The organism is Metamycoplasma neophronis, assembly GCF_006491995.1.
Lineage (GTDB): Bacteria > Bacillota_I > Bacilli_A > Mycoplasmatales > Metamycoplasmataceae > Metamycoplasma > Metamycoplasma neophronis.
Genome location: NZ_VHHP01000005.1, coordinates 13,122 through 36,431, shown reverse-complemented (window position 1 = coordinate 36,431; position 23,310 = coordinate 13,122). Strand labels below are relative to the sequence as shown.

Annotated in this window: 18 protein-coding genes and 2 tRNA genes; 17 read left to right on the top strand and 3 right to left on the bottom strand. The window is 30.8% G+C overall.

The annotated features are described in order from the left end of the window. Window positions 1-14: 14 nt before the first annotated feature. On the bottom strand, window positions 15-1,607 hold the full coding sequence (rmuC, locus tag FJR74_RS07930) for a DNA recombination protein RmuC (protein WP_140914922.1): 1,593 nt from the start codon (window positions 1,605-1,607) through the stop codon (window positions 15-17). Between the two features lie 101 nt (window positions 1,608-1,708). On the opposite strand from rmuC, the gene FJR74_RS07925 reads away from it, so the two are divergent. From FJR74_RS07925 to FJR74_RS02165, 13 genes are all read left to right on the top strand, one after another. Further along, complete coding sequence (locus FJR74_RS07925) at window positions 1,709-2,437, top strand: hypothetical protein (protein ID WP_140914921.1); 729 nt, start codon at window positions 1,709-1,711, stop codon at window positions 2,435-2,437. Between the two features lie 2 nt (window positions 2,438-2,439). Further along, window positions 2,440-3,375, top strand: coding sequence for an HAD-IIB family hydrolase (locus FJR74_RS07920; RefSeq protein WP_140914919.1), 936 nt, complete (start codon window positions 2,440-2,442; stop codon window positions 3,373-3,375). After that, complete coding sequence (locus tag FJR74_RS07915; RefSeq protein ID WP_140914918.1) at window positions 3,368-4,660, top strand: hypothetical protein; 1,293 nt, start codon at window positions 3,368-3,370, stop codon at window positions 4,658-4,660. The genes FJR74_RS07920 and FJR74_RS07915 overlap by 8 nt, the downstream gene beginning before the upstream one ends. A gap of 17 nt (window positions 4,661-4,677) precedes the next feature. Beyond that, complete coding sequence (locus FJR74_RS07910; protein ID WP_140914917.1) at window positions 4,678-5,820, top strand: HipA domain-containing protein; 1,143 nt, start codon at window positions 4,678-4,680, stop codon at window positions 5,818-5,820. Window positions 5,821-5,863: 43 nt separating this feature from the next. Next, complete coding sequence (uvrA, locus tag FJR74_RS02205) at window positions 5,864-8,686, top strand: excinuclease ABC subunit UvrA (RefSeq protein WP_140914916.1); 2,823 nt, start codon at window positions 5,864-5,866, stop codon at window positions 8,684-8,686. Between the two features lie 66 nt (window positions 8,687-8,752). Then, a complete protein-coding gene (lgt, locus tag FJR74_RS07905) occupies window positions 8,753-9,712 on the top strand; it encodes a prolipoprotein diacylglyceryl transferase (RefSeq protein ID WP_140914915.1) in 960 nt (319 codons plus the stop codon). A 50-nt stretch (window positions 9,713-9,762) separates the two neighbouring features. Next, on the top strand, window positions 9,763-10,680 hold the full coding sequence (locus tag FJR74_RS02195) for an NAD(P)/FAD-dependent oxidoreductase (RefSeq protein ID WP_140914914.1): 918 nt from the start codon (window positions 9,763-9,765) through the stop codon (window positions 10,678-10,680). An 86-nt stretch (window positions 10,681-10,766) separates the two neighbouring features. After that, window positions 10,767-10,850, top strand: a tRNA-Tyr gene (locus FJR74_RS02190). A gap of 5 nt (window positions 10,851-10,855) precedes the next feature. Continuing rightward, window positions 10,856-10,930 (top strand) — tRNA-Gln (locus tag FJR74_RS02185). Between the two features lie 91 nt (window positions 10,931-11,021). Further along, entirely contained in the window at window positions 11,022-13,433 is a 2,412-nt protein-coding gene (gene leuS, locus FJR74_RS02180; RefSeq protein WP_140914913.1) for a leucine--tRNA ligase, read from the top strand. A 117-nt stretch (window positions 13,434-13,550) separates the two neighbouring features. Continuing rightward, on the top strand, window positions 13,551-16,214 hold the full coding sequence (gene ileS, locus FJR74_RS07900; RefSeq protein ID WP_140914912.1) for an isoleucine--tRNA ligase: 2,664 nt from the start codon (window positions 13,551-13,553) through the stop codon (window positions 16,212-16,214). After that, window positions 16,207-16,893 carry a signal peptidase II gene (locus FJR74_RS07895; RefSeq protein ID WP_140914911.1) on the top strand — a complete coding sequence of 229 codons (687 nt, stop codon included), beginning with the start codon at window positions 16,207-16,209 and terminating at the stop codon, window positions 16,891-16,893. The genes ileS and FJR74_RS07895 overlap by 8 nt, the downstream gene beginning before the upstream one ends. A 115-nt stretch (window positions 16,894-17,008) precedes the next feature. Continuing rightward, window positions 17,009-17,260, top strand: coding sequence for a hypothetical protein (locus tag FJR74_RS02165; protein ID WP_140914910.1), 252 nt, complete (start codon window positions 17,009-17,011; stop codon window positions 17,258-17,260). Between the two features lie 45 nt (window positions 17,261-17,305). Here FJR74_RS02165 and rpmE read toward each other — a convergent pair whose 3' ends face one another. Next, window positions 17,306-17,518 (bottom strand): 50S ribosomal protein L31, encoded by a 213-nt coding sequence (gene rpmE / locus FJR74_RS02160; RefSeq protein ID WP_140914909.1) that lies wholly within the window; start codon window positions 17,516-17,518, stop codon window positions 17,306-17,308. A gap of 68 nt (window positions 17,519-17,586) precedes the next feature. Beyond that, window positions 17,587-19,977 carry a phosphoketolase family protein gene (locus tag FJR74_RS07890; RefSeq protein WP_140914908.1) on the bottom strand — a complete coding sequence of 797 codons (2,391 nt, stop codon included), beginning with the start codon at window positions 19,975-19,977 and terminating at the stop codon, window positions 17,587-17,589. 699 nt (window positions 19,978-20,676) lie between these two features. Between FJR74_RS07890 and rpsJ the strand changes: the two genes are divergently transcribed. The 4 genes from rpsJ to rplW all read left to right on the top strand — a co-directional run bounded on the left by rpsJ (window position 20,677) and on the right by rplW (window position 23,242). After that, window positions 20,677-20,982: a 30S ribosomal protein S10 gene (rpsJ, locus tag FJR74_RS02150; RefSeq protein WP_140914946.1), complete on the top strand. Its 306-nt coding sequence runs from the start codon at window positions 20,677-20,679 to the stop codon at window positions 20,980-20,982. Between the two features lie 69 nt (window positions 20,983-21,051). Beyond that, complete coding sequence (gene rplC / locus FJR74_RS02145; RefSeq protein ID WP_140914907.1) at window positions 21,052-21,852, top strand: 50S ribosomal protein L3; 801 nt, start codon at window positions 21,052-21,054, stop codon at window positions 21,850-21,852. After that, the gene (gene rplD, locus FJR74_RS07885; protein ID WP_140914906.1) at window positions 21,852-22,817 is read left to right on the top strand and encodes a 50S ribosomal protein L4; all 966 of its coding nucleotides are present in this window, start codon (window positions 21,852-21,854) and stop codon (window positions 22,815-22,817) included. The genes rplC and rplD overlap by 1 nt, the downstream gene beginning before the upstream one ends. After that, window positions 22,817-23,242: a 50S ribosomal protein L23 gene (rplW, locus tag FJR74_RS02135; RefSeq protein ID WP_140914905.1), complete on the top strand. Its 426-nt coding sequence runs from the start codon at window positions 22,817-22,819 to the stop codon at window positions 23,240-23,242. The genes rplD and rplW overlap by 1 nt, the downstream gene beginning before the upstream one ends. Window positions 23,243-23,310 lie beyond the last annotated feature (68 nt).

Genomic DNA, 23,310 nt, shown 5'->3' with positions numbered 1-23,310 from the left:
TTTTTATTTTATAATTAGTTGTTTTCTTCGTCTGCTTCCGAAGTTTCGACTTCTTTTAATAATTTAACCGGGGTTGATTCTTTTTTAGTTTTTGAAGTTGCTTTTCTGTTTTGAATCATAAATTTTTTAGCATTAGTGTCAATTTTTTTATAAATCAAGGCCAAGTTTTTTTTACCCCTAGAAATTTTTTCACTTGATTTATTAATACTTTTTTCGGCATCTTCAATATTTTCTAGTAGCATGTCATATTTGTCATAAATTTCTTTGAATATTCCCTTAATATCATTAATATTATCATTCAACTGTTGCCCGACACCAACTGCTAACATTGATTGAATAGCTCATAAAATGTTGTTCGGACAAACTACTAAAACATTATATTTATTCAATAATTCTCAGTATAAGCCTTGGTTTAAATAAACTAAACTATAAATTTTTTCGCTAGGAATATATAGTAATGCAGTTTCGGTTGTTACATCTTTAATTAAGTATTTTTCGCTAATATCCTTAGCCAATCTTTTCATTGTTGAAGCAAATGATGATAAAGCTTTATCTTCTTCTTCTTGAGTACGAGCATCAATATAATCTTGATAATCTTTGGTAGGGAATTTTGAGTCAATTGGAATTAAAATATCAAATGATTCTCCATTGTTTCAAGGCAATTTAGATTTGATATTACTACGAACAACAAAGTCGACTTTTGAAGAACTCTTTTCGTTCCCGTTATTGCTGCAAATTCTTCCATCTTCAGCTACTTTTGCCAAGTCAACTTGCTCATATCATGTATCGGTGTTTTCACCATATTTGTTTTTTAGAATTTCTCTTAATGTGAACTCACCTATATTTCCTCTATCTTTACTATTCGTAAAGTTTTTAGATAAATTAACAATGTCGCTTTTGATTGTGTCAAACTTAACTAAATTTTCGCTTAGGTCATACATTTTTTGTGAAACCGTATTAAAGTGTTCGTTTAATTTATTTTCTAATTTGTCTTTGAAATATGCATCAATGTTGCCCTTAATTTCGTTAACTTGTTTTGCAGTGTTTTCTTGAATTTTAGCAATTTCATTTGCATTAGCATCTTGAATTTTTTTAATAGCATCATTCATATTGTTAAGCACTTTAACAAATTCGTCTTGTGTTTGTTGCATATTGTCTTTTTTATATGAATTTAATGTGCTAATTAAAGATTCTTTATTTTCTGAATTTTCTTTAATTAATTTGTTGTTAACATTTAAAAATTGTTGACTTAAATCGTTTTTTCATTTTTCATTTTGTTTTGATAGATCATTATTCAAATTTAACACAAGATTGTATAATTCATTTTTTAAATTATTGTTTTCTTTAATTAGGTCAGTAATATTAGTATTAAAGTTATCATTCATTTTAATAAATTGGTCGCTTAGTGCGTTTTTGATGTCCTCATTAACGTGTTTTAAACTTTCATCGACAGCGGGTCTAATGCTATCTTCTAAATTTTCAATTTTTGGTCCTTTTTTCCTTTTTCAATGAATAAAACCCATGACAATAGCGCCGATAAATGCAAATAAAAATACGATAATTATGACTGTATTAAAAATCAATAAACTTAGTTCTGTATTGTTCATATTTTTTTCACTCCTTAATATTATTAATATTATATTAGTATCTAATAAGCTTTTCGCCAAATATTACATTTTATTAAACGATTTTAGTAAAATATACATATATGAAATTCAAACTAAAAAGATTTTTAACTTTAGGAATTCCTTTGGCTGCTACGGCAACATTGGCTCCTATTGCTGCTGTTTCATGTCAAAATATTAATGGAAATGTTCCAATACCTGAAGCAAATAAAGAAAAATATGAGAAGGTTTTAGCCTTAACTAGTAAAATCTCTTTCGCTGATTTAAATAATGAATATTTTCCTAAGAAACTAAAACAATGAACATTGAATGAATATTATGAAAAATATGCTCAAAAATGACATTTTAGTGACCCAGATGAATTTGAAGAAGCGAAAAAAATAGATATTTTAGATGTAATGAATACCGAAGGTCCGCTTTTTAAAAAATTACAAGAAAAAGGCCTTTTAGATTTTTTTAATGAAAATTTTAATATCAAATTAAGAACAGCTACTAACTCATATTCAATTTTATTTATCGTTTATGTAATGCCAAAATACCAAGCTGAAAAAATGGCAAACATGACTCAAAAATCGGAATATTTTGATTTTAAGTTCTATCAATATACTGATTTCTATTTAGATATTTCGCAGTTTAAATTTATAAATGTTGAAGAAAAAAAACCTTCAAAAGCAGTAACGGTAACAAAATGAATTGGTTATGTTGTTCCGCCAGCAATCTTATTAGGTGTTGCAATATACATTATTGTTAAGGCAATACAATATAAAAAAAGAAATGCCAAATTAAAACCTAAAAATAAAAATAAGGAGTAATTATGAATGCAAATAACGGAGATGAATTACTATATAAAACAACTAATGATCTTAAACCAGTTATCTTTTCTGATGTTGATGGGACAATTTATCGTCATTTTGAATTAAAAGATGAAACTGTTAAAGATATACATTGAGCAATTAAAAATGGAGCTGATTTTAATATTTGTACAGGAAACCCCATTCAAGAAAGAATGGAAGTATTGGGAGATACATTAAATGCACGTTATATTATTGGTTCATCAGGCGCACAAATTTATGACCGCGAAGCAAAAAAAATTATTAAATCATGACATATTAGTAACGAGGCTTTTTTAAAACTTATTAATATCGCTAAACAAAATAATATTCAAACTATATTTTGAGACAATGACAATTATTATTATCTTTTTGAACACGAACAAATTTTAAATACGATTTGTTCATATCACTTCGTCAATCAGAACCTAATCAAAAGCGTTCCTAAACTTTGACAAGGCGAATTCATTGAACCTGTTAAAATCGAGTTTTATTCACTAAGTGATTTCGAAACTGAATCGGGAGCTAAAGTGATGTATGAATTAATTAAAGAATTAAATGAAGTAACCATGATTCCAACTAATTGCAATGTTGAAATTTCTCCATTAGGAATAACAAAAGGTTCAGCAGTCCAATGAATGGTAGATAATGTTTACAAAAAAGATAATGTTACAGTTGACGATGTAATGACAATTGGAGATAGCAATAATGACGTTCCAATGTTACAATTAGCTCACTATTCATACGGAATGGCAAACGCTTCGGGTAATGTATTTGATGTATGTAAATTTTACACCAGTTCGGTTGAACAAAACGGATTGGGAGAAGCGATTATTGACTATTTATACCGTTATAAAAATATTGTAAAAAAATATTTATTACGTAGTTACTTTAATGACCAAGGAGATAACAATGAATAATAAAAAAATCGGAACAAATTACAAAATTATTTTTAGAGAATCTGATAAATTTGTTGACCCATTTAATTTTGAAATAACGCAAATCGAAAAAGCTTTAAATTCAAAAGATTTTCAATTAACTATTTCAGGTTCATTAAGCTTTGATGACTTAGCAAAAATGATTGAAATATTAAATGGCCTAAATAATAAAAACTTAGCAGGGAGCTTCTTTGTAATTGACAATGAATTAGCTGTTTTAAATCATCAATTATCATATTCAGAAATCATGTCACGTAGATTCATTGATTGACAATCTACCCTGGAAAGCTGATTTGAATTTGCGGTTGATAAAAAAATTGAATCAATGAAATACTGCGCAGTCTTATTAAATGGATCAATGCTATCATTTGACATTATTATTTCAAGATTTAATCTTAATGATTTGCCACCTTATGATGATGATATTAATTTCAAAGAAATTCCTAAAAAGCATCGTCAAAATGTCGAATTTTTTACAAGACTTGCTGATGAATTTGAAATGAGTCTTGAATCATGAAAATTCAATCCTAATTTAAATTATCTTAATGGATCTGAAAGCATTAAAAATATCTCTTTAGCAAAATTTTTCAAACCTGATCTAGCTGTAGAAAACATTGAAATTAAAATTTCTAAACTAAATAGAATGCGTATTATTAACGATATTCACCAATTGAGAATTAGATTAGGAGCAGGTGACCGAAGTTATCCAGCTGAAGCACGTAACAGTGCATCGGAAGAACCTTGATTGAATTTATATTTAGAAGAACTTGGTTCATACGAAAACGGATATAATGATGAACAAGACTGTGCTGGTGAGTTTGTAGAACCAGCGCTTGAAGATAATATAATTAAAAACAAGAGAACTAAAAAACAACAACAATCTGATAATACATTCAATAATGAATCAGTTAATAATCCGATGAATGACCCAATGGTTAATAATCAAAGCCCAGAAGATTTTATGAATAATATGCTAGAAAAAATGATTGGCGATATTTATAAAGCCGCTAAAGCATCGGGAATTAAGGATGAACAAATGTTTGAATACTTTGATGAAGCTTTCAAGGAAATGCAAAACATGGGTCTTCCTTCATTGAATAGTGATCCGGAATCAAGTGCTAAGATACGCGAGATTTTAGCAAAAATTATTGCCGAAAATAGCGGAACTATCGTTAGTTCAGATTTTGCAAAAAATTCTTCAGCTGAAAAAGAAAGCACTGAAGAAAAATCTGAAAATAATGGTGATTTTGGAGAAGAAATTAATTAAAATTTATAATTTATAAAATGTCAAATTTATATTACTTAAAATTTTTAGATAAAAATTGTTTATCTTTTAAATATGATTATGAATCAAAAACCTTAAGCGATGTAACAATGCTTGAGGCTTTTGATTTTTTAATTAAAAAAAGTGAGGTCTATAGCATTGAAGATTGAAAAGAATTTTTATTCAATGACAATATTATTCCTAACGGCCGCCCTAATTACAGCAATTTATTTAAAAATATCAAAAGCAATTTCGAATTAATCAAAACATTTAAACGCATTAATTTTTCGGATGCGTTTTGAATTACCGATAATTTGAATGATAAATTTGAGAATTTAAATTGATTTGACAACTTTGTAAAAAATGATTTATCAGAATTTACTTTGAGTCGAAAATTAGTTTGCAAAACCCCTTTTGAAATCAATTCACCAGATTGATTTACTGATGGTCAAATGCTAAAAACCTGGATTAAGCAAGAAGGGATTATCAAGTTATTGAAATCACCAAATTTTTTAGCTGGGAAATTATTGTATGAAAATTTTGCTGAATATTTTGCCGGTCAAATAGCTGCTTTACTATTGAAAAAGAGTGTTGTATATGATTTGGATAAATGAAATAAAAAGATTGTAACAAGTTGTAGTGTTTTTACTTCAAAACAAGTCAGCTATTTACCGTTTTCTAAGCTGATTACTAAAACTTCGGTTAATCAAAATCAATTAGAAGAATTTTTAATTACATATTACGGGAAAGAGAATTTTGAAGATCTAATGGTATTCGATGCATTGATTTTAAATTCTGATCGTCACTTAGGGAATTTTGGGATGTTGCTTAATAATCAAAGTTGCATATTTGAAGATATTGCTCCAGTATTTGATTTCAATAAAAGTTTGTTTTTTGATTTTCCATTATATGAACAAAAACAAGTTAAAAAACAATTAGAAGAGTATTCGAAACGTGCTTCAAGACTATATCAATCCTTTGATGAACAATTAATTAAATTTGCGCGACCAAGACATCTAACATGAGTTGATAAACTAAAAAAATTTAGATTAAAACAACACCCTTTATATGAATGCAATAAAACATATTTTAAGGTTGTACAAACTATTATTAAAGAGCAAGCCAAGAAACTTGAAAGACATTTAAATAACCTCGTAAAATAAAGTGCTTATTTATAATAAGCATTTTTTGTTATAATTTCATATTATGAATGACAAAATAATAATCAAAGGTGCAAAAGAAAATAATCTTAAAAATATTGATTTAACTATTCCACGTAATAAATTTGTCGTATTTAGCGGTTTAAGCGGTTCGGGCAAATCTTCATTAGCCTTTAATACAATTTATGAAGAGGGTAGAAGAAGATATGTTGACAGTTTATCAAACTACGCTAAGCAGTTTTTAGGTGGTACTAAAAAACCCGATGTCGAAAGTATTGAAGGACTTAGTCCTGCGATATCAATTGAACAGAAAACAGTGCATAATAACCCGCGTAGTATCGTTGGAACAGTAACTGAAATATATGACTATTTAAGATTACTTTATGCAAGAATTGGAAAACCTTATTGTCCAAATCATAAAATTGAGATCACGGCTCAAAAGACTCGTGATATTTTAAATAATGTATATAAATACCCTACTGATGAAAAAATTTATATTTTATCTCCAATTGTAGTTAACGAAAAAGGTTCACATCAAGCTTTATTAGCAAGATTAAAACGTGATGGTTACATTCGGGTAAAAATTAATGACGAAATTCATCCATTAGATACACCAATTAACTTAGATAAAAACAAACGTTGAACCATTGAATTGGTAATCGATAGATTTACTTTATCTGAAGAAATTAGACCACGGGTAGCCGAAGCTATTGATGTTGCCATCAAAGAATCGGGTGGTCTTGTTACAATTGAAGCTGTTAATAAAGAAAAAGCTACTTATTCAATTTATCATAGTTGTGAACATGGCGATTTTGATATGCCAAAAATTGAACCTCGGTTATTTTCATTTAACTCTCCTAATGGAATGTGTCCTGAATGTCGGGGACTTGGCGTTATTCAAAGAGCAAGTTGGGATTTAATTTGTCCAGATAAAAATTTAAGTATTAATGAAGGGGCTATTCGTTATTATAAAAACTTTTTAAATTCAACTAATTTAGAATGACAAGAGTTTGATAAATTATTGGCACATTATAAAATTGACAAAGATAAGCCAATTGATGAAATGACTAAAGAAGAATTACATATTTTGCAATATGGTTCTTTTGAAGATATTACTTATACACTAACTTCGGAAAGTGGTAATCGTTATGAACGTAGTAAACACATCGAAGGCATTGTTGAAAAAATTGAACGTAAATATTTAGAAACATCATCAACTGAGGCAAGGGCATATTACAGTAAATACCTTGCTGATATTCCATGTAATGTTTGCCATGGCAAAAGATTAAATAAATATGCTTTAGCTGTCAAAATTGAAAACCTAGATATTTATGAAATGTGTAATAAATCAATTGAAGAGTTAGATGTACTTTTAAATACGCTTGAGTTGAATGATATGGAAAAAGAAATCAGTGAATTGATTTTAAATGAATTAAAACATAGAGTTGAATTTTTAATTAATGTTGGATTGCAATATCTAACATTGAACCGTAAGGCAGAAAGTTTATCAGGTGGAGAAGCGCAAAGAATTAGATTAGCAACTCAAATTGGAGCTAACTTAACTGGCGTGCTATATGTATTGGACGAACCTTCAATTGGTTTACATCAAAAAGATAATGAAAAATTATTACACTCGCTAAGAAAAATGGTTGATTTAGGTAATAGTTTGATTGTTGTTGAACACGACGAAGACACCATTAGAGAAGCTGATTTTATTGTTGATATCGGTCCTAAGGCTGGAGAACATGGTGGTGAAGTTGTTGCCGCCGGCAGTTTGCAAGATATCGAAAATTGCCCAGAAAGTATTACTGGTAAGTATTTAAATGGCGAACTTACAATTAAAACCCCTAAATCAAGAAGGTCGGGAAATGGCAAAGTTTTAACAATTAAACATTGTAAAATCAACAATTTAAAAGATATTACTGCATCTTTCCCATTGGGTAAATTAATTGCTGTAACAGGTGTGAGCGGTTCAGGAAAATCAAGTTTAGTAAACGAAGAATTAGTTTATCGTCTAAATAAATATTTAAATAGTCCAGCTTATGATATCCGTGACGATGAAAAAATGACTGGTCAATTAAATGTTGATAAATTAATTCAAATTGATCAAAACCCAATCGGAAGAACACCGCGTTCAAATCCTGCAACTTATACCGGTGTATTTGATGACATTCGTGATATTTTTGCTAGTGTAGAAGAAAGCAATATTCGGGGTTATACTAAATCGCGTTTTTCATTCAATGTACCCGGCGGACGTTGTGATAAATGTCAAGGTGATGGTGTAATTAAAATCGAAATGCATTTCTTACCCGACGTATATGTAACTTGCGATCACTGTGATGGACAAAGATACAATTTAGAAACATTGGAAATTAAATACCACGGTAAAAACATTAATGATGTTTTAAATATGACTATTGAACAAGCACATGCCTTTTTCTTCAATCGTGCTTCAATTCGCGATAAATTGCAAATACTGTTAGATGTTGGTTTGGGATATATTAAATTAGGTCAAAATGCTACAACGTTATCAGGTGGAGAAGCGCAAAGAGTTAAGCTGGCCACATATTTACAAAAGAAACCAACCGGGAAATCTATTTATGTGTTAGATGAACCTACAACCGGGTTACATCCATATGATGTACAAAATCTATTGAATGTTTTAAACCGTATTGTTGATAATGGCGATACAGTTATAGTGATTGAACATAATTTAGATGTGATTAAAAGCGCTGATCACATTATTGATATTGGCCCAGATGGTGGTGTTGGCGGCGGTAGAATTATTGCGACTGGTACACCAGAGCAAGTGGCTACAGTTGGTATTTCTTACACTGGACAATATCTAAAAAAACTATTAAATCTTTAATTTTAAATATTTTTTTAAAAATAATACTTATAATTATAAATTATATTAAATCTAAAAGGAGGTATTATGGAGCCAAAAGACTGAGCCGGAATACACCTTAAAATAGGTCCAGCTTATGTATATTCACTAACAATGATGCTTGGTATGCTAGCAGCTATTTTGACAGTTTATTACTTTTGAAGACGTGAAAAATATTCATTCGAACAACTTGCCATTTTAGTTTTCATTGCCTTGCCAACTGCTATCATTGGCGCTAGATTTGTTTTCGTAATTCAACAATTAATTGAATATAAAGGTTGAAATGACGGACCTTGATATAACATGTTTGCTGTATGGCGTGGTGGGCTATCTATCCATGGTGGTGTTATTACAGCTACTATCTGTTGTATTCTATATGTTGTATTTTCGAAAAATCCAAAGAAAATTGATTTGAAAAAAGCTTTCTCAATTATCTTGCCCGCCGTTTTAATCGGTCAAGCAATTGGACGTTGAGGAAACTTTGCAAACCACGAAGTTTACGGTGGAATCATGGAACCAAGTTCATTGGCTTTCAAGATCTTACCTCCAATGATTAGACAACACATGTTCATTGACGGACATTACCGTTTACCATTGTTCTTATATGAATCATGCGCAAACTTAATCGGTTATATCCTTTTAGTATGAGTGTTAAACAAGTGAAACTGATTAAGACCGGGAACAACCGGTGCATTATACATCCTATACTACGGAATCATCCGTTTTGGAATGGAACCATTACGTGCCGGAAGTTATACCATTTATAAAGTAATTTCAGCACTATATATTTTTGTTGGATTAGTGTTATTAATACTATTCGAATTCGTAATCAAATTAAATTACAATGTTTACAAAATTCCTAACTTTAAAAATAAATCACTTGCAAACGTATTTTATTTTATTGTTTACGAACCAAAAAACACAGCTAAAAAATTAAGTGCTAAAGAAATTGCTCAATTAAAAGAAATTAAAAAAGATGATGAAAAAAAATTAAACGTAGGTGCTTAAAAATAGCATCAGTTTAATTTTTTATAAAAAAACAAATGAAGAGGTAATATATGAGTAACAAATACGATGTAATTATTATTGGAGCTGGTCCAGCCGGCTTAACAGCTGCTTTATATTTATCAAGAAATGATATGAATGTAGCATTTATTGAAGGCTATGTGCCTGGTGGCAAAATGGCCGAACAATCTAAAATTGAAAACTATCCAGGATTTTCATTTATAAGTGGAATTGAATTATCAACCAAAATGTTAGAACAAGCTCGTCAAAATGGAGCTAACTTTATTTATGGCATGGTTGAAAAAATTGAATCAATCGAAGATAATTTAAAGAAAGTTGTTTTAGCTGATAAAAGCGAACACTTTGCTCAAGTAGTTATTATTGCAACTGGTATGAAAAACCTTGTTCCAACAAGCATTGAAGGTATTGAACAATTCAAAGGACGTGGTGTATCATACTGTGTATTGTGTGATGGGGCATTGTATAAAAATGAACCTTGCGCAATCATAGGAGGCGGGAACTCAGCTTTTGAAGAAGCGCCTTATTTGGCTTCAATGGCTTCAGAAGTACACATTTTTGTAAGAGATGGCATTATTGCTGAAAAAAGACTTGTAAATGACGTTAAAAAATATAACAACATTATCATTCATGAAAATTCAGAGATTCTAAAATTATTTGGAACCGAAAAAGTTGAAAAAGTTGAAGCTAGAGTAGGGGACGAAATCAAAGAATTTAAGATTTCGGCTGTTTTCCCATACATAGGTTTCAAACCAGCAACTAATTTCATCGAAAATAAAGAATTATTAGACGCCCGTGGTTTTATTAAGGTTGATGAAAACATGGAAACTATGGAAAAAAACATTTTTGCTGTCGGTGATGTTATTGTTAAAGATGTAAGACAAATTACAACTGCAACAAGCGACGGAACAATCGCAGCGAAAGTTATTAATTCAAGAATTATTAAAGACTAAGCTCGCTTAGTTTTTTATTTTAAAAAATTATTTTTTTTGATAAATTTTTTAAAAAAATATATTATAATAATCTATGCAATTAACGCGGAGGGGTAGCGAAGCGGCCAAACGCGGGTGGCTGTAACCCACTTCCTCACGGTTCGGGGGTTCGAATCCCTCCCCCTCCACCATGTATTGCCCTTTAGCCAAGTGGAAAGGCAGCGGTTTTTGGTACCGCCATCCGTTAGTTCGAATCTAACAAGGGCAGCCATATCATGAAAATGTAAATAAGAAGCAGCTAAGCTGCTTTTTTTGTTCAAATTTAAGGGTTTTAAAACTGAATTTAAGGTAAAATTTTAATTATGTATAATCACAATGAAATAGAAAAAAAATGACAAAATTATTGAGAAAAAAATAAATCATTCAAAACAACTGAAAAACACAACAAAAAAGCTTACATTTTAGACATGTTTCCATATCCATCTGGAGCTGGACTTCACGTTGGACACTTGGAAGGATATACTGCAACAGATATTATAAGCCGTTTCAAAAGATTAAAAGGTTTTGATGTACTCCACCCAATTGGATGAGATGCCTTCGGATTGCCTGCTGAACAATATGCAATTAAAACAGGAAATCATCCTGCACCATTCACAGTCAAAAATATCAATAACTTTAGACGTCAATTAAAATCATTAGGTTTTTCTTATGATTATGATAAAGAAGTTGATACAACTGATCCGAAATTTTATGTTTGAACACAATGAATTTTTAAAGAACTTTATAAACAAGGCTTGGCATCAATTGAAGAAATCGATGTTAACTGATGTGAAGGCTTAGGAACAGTGCTAGCTAATGAAGAAATCATTGAAAAAAGCGGTGCTAAAGTTAGTGAACGTGGCAATTTCCCAGTTATTAAAAAGCCAATGAAGCAATGAGTTTTAAAAATTACAGCTTATGCAGATAAATTATTAGAAGGCTTAGACGAATTAGATTGACCAGAAAGTCTTAAATTATTACAACGTAACTGAATCGGAAAAAGCACTGGACATAATGTTGTATGAAATGTCCACAACCGTAATCACAAGATTGTAACATTTACAACTAGATTAGATACTATTTTCGGTGTTTCGGCACTTGTTATTAGCCCAGAACATCCTTTGGTATCACAATTAACAACATCCGAAAATAAAGAAGCTGTTGAAGAATATATTAAGCAAACTAAGTGCAAGAATGAACTCGAAAGAACTCAATTAAGTAAAGAAAAAACTGGAGTGTTTTTAGGAACTTATGTTGAAAGTCCGGCAACTCATAAATTAATTCCTATTTGAATTTCTGACTATGTTTTAATGAGTTATGGTACTGGTGCAGTTATGTCGGTTCCAGCACATGATGAAAGAGATTTTGAATTTGCTAAAAAATATAACTTACCAATAGTTTCAGTTATTGAAAATTATGGCGAATTACCTTACACAGGCGATGGCGCTCACATTAACTCAGATTATGCTAATGGTTTAAATAATGCCGAGGCTGCTGAAGCTATTTATGAAAAATTAGCTGTTAATAAATTAGCTGAAAAGAAAACAAGTTATAAACTAAGAGATTGAATTTTCTCACGTCAAAGATATTGAGGAGAACCATTCCCTATTTTATTTGATGAAGATGAAAACATTTATTTAGTAAAAGAACTTGTAAAACTACCGGAAATTGATAATATCAAACCATCCGGTTCAACCCAAGGACCTTTAGCAAATGTTGAAAGCTGGAATAATGTCATTATTGATGGCGAAAAATACCATCACGATACAAATGTTATGCCGCAATGAGCAGGTTCGAGCTGATACTATTTGGCTTATATTTTGAAAAACCCAGATGGAACATATGTTCCGCTAAATTCAGAGGAAGCTAAAAAACGTTTTGAAAATTGATTGCCAGTTGATTTATATATTGGTGGTCAGGAACACGCCGTATTACATTTATTGTACGCAAGATTTTGACACAGATTTTTATATGACATCAATGTTGTAACAACTAAAGAACCATTTTCTAAGTTAATTAATCAAGGTTTAATTTTGGGTCCTGATGGTCAAAAAATGTCCAAATCTTTAGGCAATGTAATCAACCCAGATGACCTTGTTGAATCACATGGTGCCGATTCATTAAGGGTATATGAAATGTTTATGGGGCCGCTAACTGATTCAAAAGCATGAAATACTGATTCACTTAACGGTATTAGAAAATGACTTGACAAAATTTATAACACTTTTGAATATTTTATTAACAATAATATTGACATTAATGTTCCACAAGAAGAACTTGACAGCAAGATTAATCAATTAATTTTAGACGTTGAAGAAAATATTGAAAAAACTAAGTTTAACATTGCGATTAGCAAGATGATGGTGTTCATGAATTACTTATCTCCTCAAAAGAAAATTGGTTCAAAATTACCACTAAAACAATTTGCAATTTTATTAAGCCCATTTGCTCCTCACTTGGCTGAAGAATTACTTTCAATGTTAAATGAAAAACCAATCGAAGCACAAGAATGACCATTCGCTGATATAAGTAAAATTATTTCTGAAAATGCTAAAATTGGTGTTCAAATCAATGGTAAAGTAAGGGGCCAATTGGAGATCTTCCCTGAATGAAATGAAGCACAAACTATTGAAGCTGCCAAACAAGTTCCATCGGTAGCAAAATGATTAGAAGGTAAAGAAATTGTCAAAATAATCTACCGTGAAGGAAAAATTTTAAACATAATTATCAAGTAACATTGAGCCGAAGTTTCGGCTTTTTGTTTTCAAAATTAAATTTTTAGAATAAAAGTAGGGTAAAATAAATAATTATATTTTATATAAATATTTAATCCAATTTAGAAAGGCTAATTTATGGAAGAAAAAAAAGATTATAAAAATACTTTATTAATGCCAGAAACCGAATTCTCTATGAAAGCAAATTTGGCAGAAAAAGAAGTAATGTACAATGCTAAATGATTAGAAAACCAAATATATCAACAACTTCTAAAACGTAATGCAAATCACGAAAGCTTTATTTTACACGACGGGCCTCCTTATGCAAACGGAAATATTCACGCTGGTCACGCTTTAAATAAAATCTTAAAAGACATCATTGTTAGATTTAGAACAATGCAAGGTTTTTATTCACCTTTTGTACCTGGATGAGATACACATGGTTTGCCAATTGAACACAAAATGTTATCTGAAGCCAAGAAAAATGCAAAAGATTTTTCAGCTGTTGAATTAAGAAAACAAGCTGCTGCCTATGCCTTATCACAAGTTGAAAAGCAAAAAGAACAATTCAAGAGATTAAGCTTATTAACTGATTTTAGCGAAATCTATGTAACCTTAGATAAAAAATTTGAAGCAAAACAATTAAAACTATTCCAAAAAATGCTTAATGAAGGCTTAATTTATAAAGATTTAAAACCTATTTACTGATCTCCTTCATCACAATCTGCATTAGCTGAAGCTGAAGTTGAATATGCTGACCACGTTTCTCCGTCATTATATGTTGGATTCGAAGTTTCAAAAGAAACTGAACACATTAAAAAAGGTGACTATTTATTAATTTGAACAACCACTCCTTGAACGCTAATTGCAAATAGTGGTGTTGCCATAAACGCTGATTTTGATTATGTTTTAGTTAAGGCAAATAATAAAAGATATGTTGTTGCAAAAGATTTATTAGAAACTGTAGCCCAAGTTGCTAAATGAGAAGAATTTGAAGTTATAGCAAATCTAAAAGGTAAAGAAATTTTAGAAGCCAAATACATTAGCCCAATTAATAAAATGGAATGTCCGGTTGTAGAAGGTCACCACGTTACATTAGAAAATGGTACCGGTTTAGTTCATATGGCGCCATTATTCGGTGAAGATGACTTTATTATCGGAAATAAGAATAATCTAGTAAAAATTATGCACGTTGAAGATGATGGTATGTTGAATGATAAAGCATTACAGTTTGCCAACGTGTTTTATGATGATGCTAATCCACTTGTAGGCAAATTCTTGGAAGAAAATGGTTTATTAGTTGCATTTAAGAAAATTAAGCACTCATACCCACATGATTGAAGAACACATTTACCAATTATGTATCGTGCAACACCACAATGATTTGTTTCATTAAAACCAATTAAAGAAGAAATTCAAAAAGCATTAAACACCGTTCAAACATACAATGATTGAAGTAAGAAACGTTTAGCACTGATGCTTGAAAATCGCGAAACATGATGTATTTCACGTCAAAGAACATGAGGCGTTCCAATCATTATTTTCTATGATAAAAATAAACAACCTGTAATCGACAATGAAATTTTTGATTACGTAATTAACTTAGTTGAACAATTCGGTTCGGATGTTTGATATGAAAGATCGGCTGATGAATTATTACCTGAAAAATTCCGTAATTTAGGTTTTACTAAAGAAACTGATATTATGGATGTCTGATTTGATTCAGGCTCAACTTCAATCGGTGTAGAACCAGGCAATGTGAAAGCTCCTTTTGATTTATATTTAGAAGGTTCTGACCAATACAGAGGCTGATTTAATAGTTCATTAATTAACTCAGTGGCTTGAAGAGCGAAAAGCCCATTTAAAGCTTTATTATCACACGGCTTTGTGCTTGACGGTAAAGGCCAAAAGATGTCTAAATCTAAGGGAAACACTATCGACCCACTTGATGTAGTTAATAAATATGGTTCAGACATTTTAAGATTATGAGCAGCTAATTCAGAATATACAGCTGATGTTACAATTGATGACAAAATCTTATTACAAACTGTTGAAATCTACCGTAAAATAAGAAACACATTTAAATTCATGTTAGGGGCTTTATCAGATTATGATTTTAAAGATGTTGAAGTATCATCAATTCATGCTTTAATGCTTGAAAGAATTAACAATCTAGAAACTAGAATTTTAAATAATTATGAACAATATCGTTTCGTTAACGTAATTAAAGATATTAACAACTTTATTATTGATTTTAGTAGTTACTATATCTCAATTACTAAAGATATTTTATACTTAGAAAAAGTTAATAATCCTGAAAGAAGACAAGTTCAATATATCTTCTCACAATTAATATTGATGTTAAGTAAAGCATTAGCTCCAATATTACCAACCACTGCTGAAGATATTTATACTTATTTTAATATTCCTTTAAAAGAAATTTCAGTTCACATGCTGCCATTTATCAAAGGACATGCTTTTAGCGATGATTTAGAAACTAAGTGAGCCCCATTTTTCGAATTAAAAGAAGAAGTATATCGTTTAATTGAAGAAAAGATTAAAAACCAAACAATGAAACGTCAAAATGAAGCTCACGTAATCATCAACACTGACTCTGAATGAATTAAGAGCTTACCTTTAACCAAGTTATTAATGGTAGCTAAGGTTTCATTCGGAAATGAAACCAAAGTTGAGAAACTTGACAGTGTAAAATGTTTAAGATGTTGAAATCACTTCGAAAAAAATAATTTTGATGAAAAACTTGAAATTTGCAATAGATGTAAAGAGGTAATTAATGAGTAAAAAAACCATTAAACGGCCAGAGTTTTTTACCAAAGAATATTGAAAAAACAATTGAAAAATTATTTTAATTAACTTAGCAATTTATTTATCCGTATTTATAGCTGGTTCATTAATTGATTTATTAACTAAAAAATATATTTATCATACTGGATATCAAGGCTCGAGCCCTGAATATGTTGTTTACTCAAGCGGCTTCATAAGATTCTGATCGGTATTCCACGCCGGAACAACAATCGAATTAGGTTTAGGCAATGTGGGATTACATATTATCAGTATCTTAATTATGGCCGGAACCTTGTTTATTACCTTGTTTTTTAAAGACAAAGGCTACCGCTGAACAATTGCTGCATTAGCGCTTGTTTCGGCTGGTTCATTTGGTAATATGTATGACCGTTTTGCATTTGGTGGGGTAAGAGACATAATTAATTTACCTTGAGCAAATTACGGAACATTTAACTTTGCTGATATGTGATTAGTATTAGGGGCAATTGCCGCTTTACTATCAATCATTATTTTAGTTTTAATTTCTTCAATTAGAAACAAGAAAAATAAAGCTAATGAAATCGATGAAGATGAAGCTAAAACAATTGAATCAGTTTCATTTGATAGTGAAAATAAAACAAATACCGTAATTAATAATCAAAGTCAAACAATCGATGACCCAAATCATAATTTTTAAAAAATAACTTAGCAATGTACTGATTGCTAAGTTTTATTATTTTTTTCTTAATTAATTCCCATCATTTGCAAAAGTTCACTTTCGTTTTTTATGATAGAAATGAAAGGAGAATATTATGTTAGATGGCTTTAAAAAAATGAACGATGAAACCAAAGAAAAAATTATAGGAGGTTTTGCTTTTAGTTCCATCATTTCAACGATTTTAGCGCTTATACCGGCCGCATTTTCAACAATAGGTTCTGCTATTGGCTTAATTAAATCATCGCAAGCAAGCAAGGGCGAAATTAAGGTTAAAGACTTTAGCGCCAAATGAGAAAATGATTCATCAAACATTGGTTATAGCGTTGGATTCCATTATTGCATCTAAAATAAAATAAATTAAAAGTCTGGACAAAACCAGACTTTTAAAATGCTAATTTTTTTTAGATTTTTCTAATATCTTGTTGAATCTTTCTACACGACCACGAGCCTTAACATCGGTACGGTTTCCTGTGTAGAATGCGTGACAATTAGAGCAAACATCTAAAGTAACTTTATCAGCAGTTGAGCCAAATTCAAATTCTGCGTTACATGATGAACAAACAGCTTTGATTTGACCATATTTTGGATGAATATCTTTTTTCATAATGTGCTCCTATTTAAACTTATGTTAATTAACTATGGTCTATTTTATCATAAAACGAAGAAATTTTATTATTTTTCTACGTTAATATTTTCTCATTTTCAATCAACAACTTCAGGCATATCATAGCCATATTCTTGGATGTATGCGGTATGGTCGGCTAATTTCTTGTCCATCTTAGCCATGAATGGTTTTGCATCGTTATTGAAGATAGCGTGAGCAGCATCTTTAGCAATGTGGAAACGGTCCATATGGCTTAATTGACGGATGTCAAAACTTGTAGTAATATCTCCATTTTCTCTGTATCCGTGAACTATTAAATTATGATTGTTTCTGTCAAAGAAAATGTCTCTAATTAAACCTTCAAATCCGTGGAAAGCAAATACAACAGGTTTGTCTTTAGTAAATACTTTGTCGAATTCTTCATCTGATAAACCACGTGGGTCAATTTTTGGAGATCTTAATCTTAATAAATCAACAACGTTTACATATCTAATTTTTAGATGTGGGTATTCTTTATGCATAATCGAGATTGCAGCTAGTGTTTCTAAGTTTGGTTCAACACCTGATGCAACGAATACAACATCTGGTTCTTCATCTAAACTTACGTTTGATGCTCAGTCGATAACTTTGTATCCTTTTTCAACAAGTTCTTTAGCTTCTTCTTTGGTGTAGAATTGTTCTCTAGGTTGTTTTGAAGCTACGATTAGGTTGATTACATTACGGTCAGTTAAAGCTTTGTCCATAACTGCCAATAATGAGTTAGAGTCAGCTGGTAAATATTCACGAATTAATTCAGGTCTTTTATCAGCTAGATGGCCTAATAAACCTGGATCTTGGTGAGTATAACCATTGTGGTCTTGTTGGAATGCGGTTGAGGTTGCAATAACGTTTAATGAAGGGTAGCCGTGTCTTCAAGGCAATTCAAGTGATTTTTTCATTCATTTCATGTGTTGGGTTAGCATTGAGTCAACTACTCTTAAGAATGATTCATATGAAGCGAAGAAACCGTGACGTCCGGTTAATACATAACCTTCTAAGAAACCTTCTGCTTGGTGTTCTGATAATTGTGAATCTATAATTCTACCAGCAGGAGATACTCATTCATCATATTTAGGTGATGCATATTCTAATCATTGACGTTTAGTTACATCAAATAGTGCAAATAAACGGTTTGATTTAGTTTCATCTGGTCCAAATACTCTAAAGTTGTCAGGGTTCAATGTCATAATTTTAGCCATGTATTTACCCATTTCAACCATGTCTTGAGCTTTGAATTCACCAGGTTTTTTAATATCTAAAGCAAATTCTTCTCAATTGCCCATGTCTAATGCTCTTGGATTAATTCCCCCGTTAGTTATTGGGTTAACTGCCATTCTTTTTAGACCTTTAGGAGCTAAATCGCGAATTTCGCTTAAGATTTCGCCTTTTTCATCAAATAGTTCTTCAGGTTTATATGATCTTAATCAGTCTTCTAAATAAGCAACTTTTTCCATTTTGAATGCACTTACAGGAATAGGAACTTGGTGAGCTCTGAAACTTCCTTCAACTGCTTCGTTGTTTCATTGTTTAGGTCCTGTTCAACCTTTAGGTGTTCTGACAACTAAAACTGGTCAGGTAGGTCTGGTTGCTTCTTCAGCAGGGTTTTGACTAGCTTCTTTTCAAATGGCTTGAATTTTTTCAATTGCATTGTCCATTGCTTTTGCCATTTCTTCATGCATTGCCATGTTTGATTTACTTTCTTCTCATTCAACGAAGATAGGTTCTCATCCCATACCTCTAAAGTATTCTTCAACTTCAGCCTTTGGTTTTCTTGATAGAATGGTTGGGTTTGAAATTTTTCCACCGTTTAAATGAACAATAGGTAAAACAGCACCGTCATTTACTGGGTTAATGAAAACATTTGAGAATCATCCAGCGCATAGCGGTCCGGTTTCGGCTTCACCATCACCGATAACGGTTGCGGCAATAACATTAGGATTATCTAAAATTGCTCCGGTTGCGTGGCTTAATGCATAACCTAATTCTCCACCTTCATGGATTGAACCAGGAGTTTCAGGTGCGGCGTGTGATGCAGTTCCGCCAGGGAATGAGAAACGTTTAAACATTTTTTGTAGCCCGGCTTCATCTTGGGTAATTTGAGGATAGATTTCAGTGTATGAACCATCTAAATATGAGTTTGAGATCATAACTTGTCCCCCGTGACCTGGGCCTTCGATATAAAACATGTTTAAATCATATTTGTTAATTACACGATTTAAATGGGTGTAAATAAAGTTTTGTCCAGGAATGGTTCCTCAGTGTCCGATTGGATATAATTTAACATCTTCTTCGGTTAATGGTTTTCTAAGTAATGGATTATTTCTTAGATAAATTTGACCAACACTAATGTAGTTAGCTGCTCTGAATCATTTATCCATTTTTTCAAGATATTTAATATCATCGAAAATTGTAGATTTCATTTTTTCTCCTTATAATCTTGTGAAAAATAATTATTTTATAGTGCTTTTAAATTTCTTTAATTTTATTAAAGTAGCGTAATATATTTTACCTTATTTTTATACACTTTTATTCAAATTGTTTTTCTATAAAAAAGCATTTAAACAAGTGTATTTTTTGTAATTTTTTTCAAAGAAGATTAATAAAAATCTTTAATTAAGACTAAAAAACAATTATTTAGATTAAAAAACCGTCTTAATTATTTAAGTCAAATATAAAGATAAAAAAGCAAATTTATTAGCTAAATAAATCAAGGGATGAAATTAATTTTCCTCGTTTAAAAAATAATTAAAATAAAGATATACCTTTTTAAAATTTGACAAAATTTAGTATCATTTTTCGCATAAAATTATTAATATCATTTTGTAGCTATCCGATTTTAAAATAATTCGTAGATAAAAAATTTATCACTTTAGAAAAAGCTTTTATTATTTATTATTAAAAGAGCCGATTTTATACTTAAAAACATAATAAAAACGCAGATTTTTAAACTATTTATAAATAAAAAATAAATTTTTGGTTAAAAAAAAATTATTTGTTATAATTAAACGTGCAACTACAACTTAGAAACACAAGGTTACGATATGCCGAGCTTAGTTGTTCATCTCGCAAATCGAGAACTTGTGCGGAGTTACTTCAAAAATGAAGAAGGAGAACAAACTATGAAATTAGAAGTTAAAATTAAAGCTTTTGACGCTCAATTAGTTGAAGACGCTGCTAAAAAAATCGTTTTATTAGCTAAAGCTGAAAAAGCTACTGTAAGTGGACCAATTCCTCTACCAACACGTAAAGAAATTGTTACCATCTTAAGATCTGTTCACGTTAACAAAAAATCTCGTGAACAATTCGAAAGCAGAACCCACAAACGTCTAATCGTTTTATCAAACGTTACCGAACAATTAGTTGATAAAGCTAAAAGATTAGAACTACCTGCTGGTGTTCAAATTAACTTAAAATCTGTTAACTAATAACAGATATTTGTTTTTTTTATTAAATATAAATAATAAGAACAGCCATAAATATTAGAAAGGAAAATCATGAAAGGAATCTTAGGAAGAAAAGTTGGAATGACTCAACTATTCACATCTGAAGGTAAATTAATTCCAGTTACCGTAGTTGAAGTTAAACCAAATGTTGTGACTAAAGTTCTTACTTCAGAAAAAAATGGATACGTTGCGACCCAATTATCTGTAGAAGACAAGAAAAATTCACAAATTAGAAAACCTGAAATTAACTATTTCAAACAAGCAAACACAACACCTAAGCGCTTCGTTAAAGAAATCCGTGATATGTCTGGATTTAACTTAGGTGATACTGTAGATGCTTCATTATTTGAAGCTGGAGACGTTGTTGACGTTACAGCTATCTCTAAGGGTAAAGGATTCGCCGGAACCATTAAGAGATGAAACCAACACATTGGACCTAAATCTCACGGTGGTGGTGGTGGTTCACAACCTATCAGACAAACTGGTTCTTTAGGAGACATTTCTGGAAACAGAGTTTGAAAAGGTATGACAATGCCTGGTCACCTAGGTCATGAACAAGTTACTATTCAAAACTTAGAAGTTGTTAAAGAAGACGCAGAAAACAACCTACTTTTAATTAAGGGTAGCGTTCCAGGAGCAAAAGGTGCTTTATTAGTAATTAAAAACGCTAAGAAATCACTACAAAAGAAAGCGGTTATTGAATTACTAAACTTAAAAGAAGCTTTAGCCAAAAACGAAATTTTTGAACAAGCTAAAAAATACAACTTAGAACTAAACATGGAAATGTCATTAAAAGAAATGAAAGCAGCATTAAATGAAGCAATCGCTAAATCAGAAGGAGAAAATAAATAATGGCTACTAAAAAATCATCATTAGAAAAATACTACATTTCTGAAAAATTTGACGCTGACAGAAACATTTCATTTAATTTCAAAAAAGCTAACCAAAAAATTTCTGGAAACTTCGCTCACTTCTTAGAAGCTGTTGAAGAATTCATTAGAGTTAGTGAAAAAAGTAAAAATGACACCAGAGTATGATTCCACCGTGATGGTGCATACCGTGGTTCAGTTGATTTAGCAAAAGCAAAAGTTATCGTTGAAAAAGTAAGCGAAAACAAAGTTGAAAACACTAAAGCAATCGAATTTATCGAAAAAGAAAATTTAGTTGACAAAGCTGCTCCAAAAGTTAAAACTCCAAGCGTTAAGAAAGACAATGCAAAACATGTTGCCTTTGACACAACAAACTTACCAAAATCAGTATTTGGATTAGAAAAAGTTTACAGCCAAGCAATTTTCGATGCTATTTTAGCTGAAAGAGGAGCTAAACGTTTAGCAACTCACAAAACTAAAACCCGTGGTGAAGTAAGTGGTTCAGGTAAAAAACCATGAGCACAAAAACACACCGGTAATGCACGTGCTGGGTCATTAAGATCACCTATCTTTGTTGGTGGTGGTAAAGTATTCGGTCCTACAACTGAAAGAAACTACAATCTAAAAATCAATAAAAAAGCTAGAAGAAATGCATTATTATCAGCATTAACATTATTAGCAAACGATCAAGCTGTATTAGTAAAAGAATACGCATTAGACAAAATTTCAACAAGAGCTTTATTAACAGAAATGGCTAAAGACAAACTAGTAAACTTAAACAACGTTTTATTAGTTTCATCAAACGACACAGTATTTATGTCAGCAAGAAACTTACCAAACGTTCACGTAACCAAAGTTACAAGTTTATCAGTTGAAGCTTTATTAGCAGCTGATGTATTAGTTATTAGCGAAAACGACGTTAAAGTTCTAGAAGGGTTGGCAAAATAATGAATATCAATGAAGTTATTAAATATCCAGTTCTAACTGAAAAATCAGAATTAGCTAGAGCAAACCAAAACGTATATACATTTGTTGTTGATAAAAGAACAAACAAAGTTGAAGTTAGAAAAGCAGTTGAATTTATTTTTGACGTTAAAGTTCTAAAAGTAAACATTATGAACTACGACAAAAAACCAGCTAAATTAGGAAGATATGCAGGATTTAAAAACGCTGTTAAAAAAGCTGTTGTATATCTAGATGAAAAATCTAAGATCGTTTTATTTGCAGAAGAAGCTAAAGAAGCTTTAAAAGAAGTGGAAGAAGCTAAAAAAGCTGAAGTAAAAGCTGAAAAAGAAATTACTGAAGCTGAAAAGAAAGCTGCAGAAAAAATTAAAAAAGCTGCTGAAGCAAAACAAGCTAAAGAAGCTAAATAATTAATCTTGCTTAAGTATAAGATTAATTACACATTATTATCAATTAATAAATAATCTTAAAAGAAATC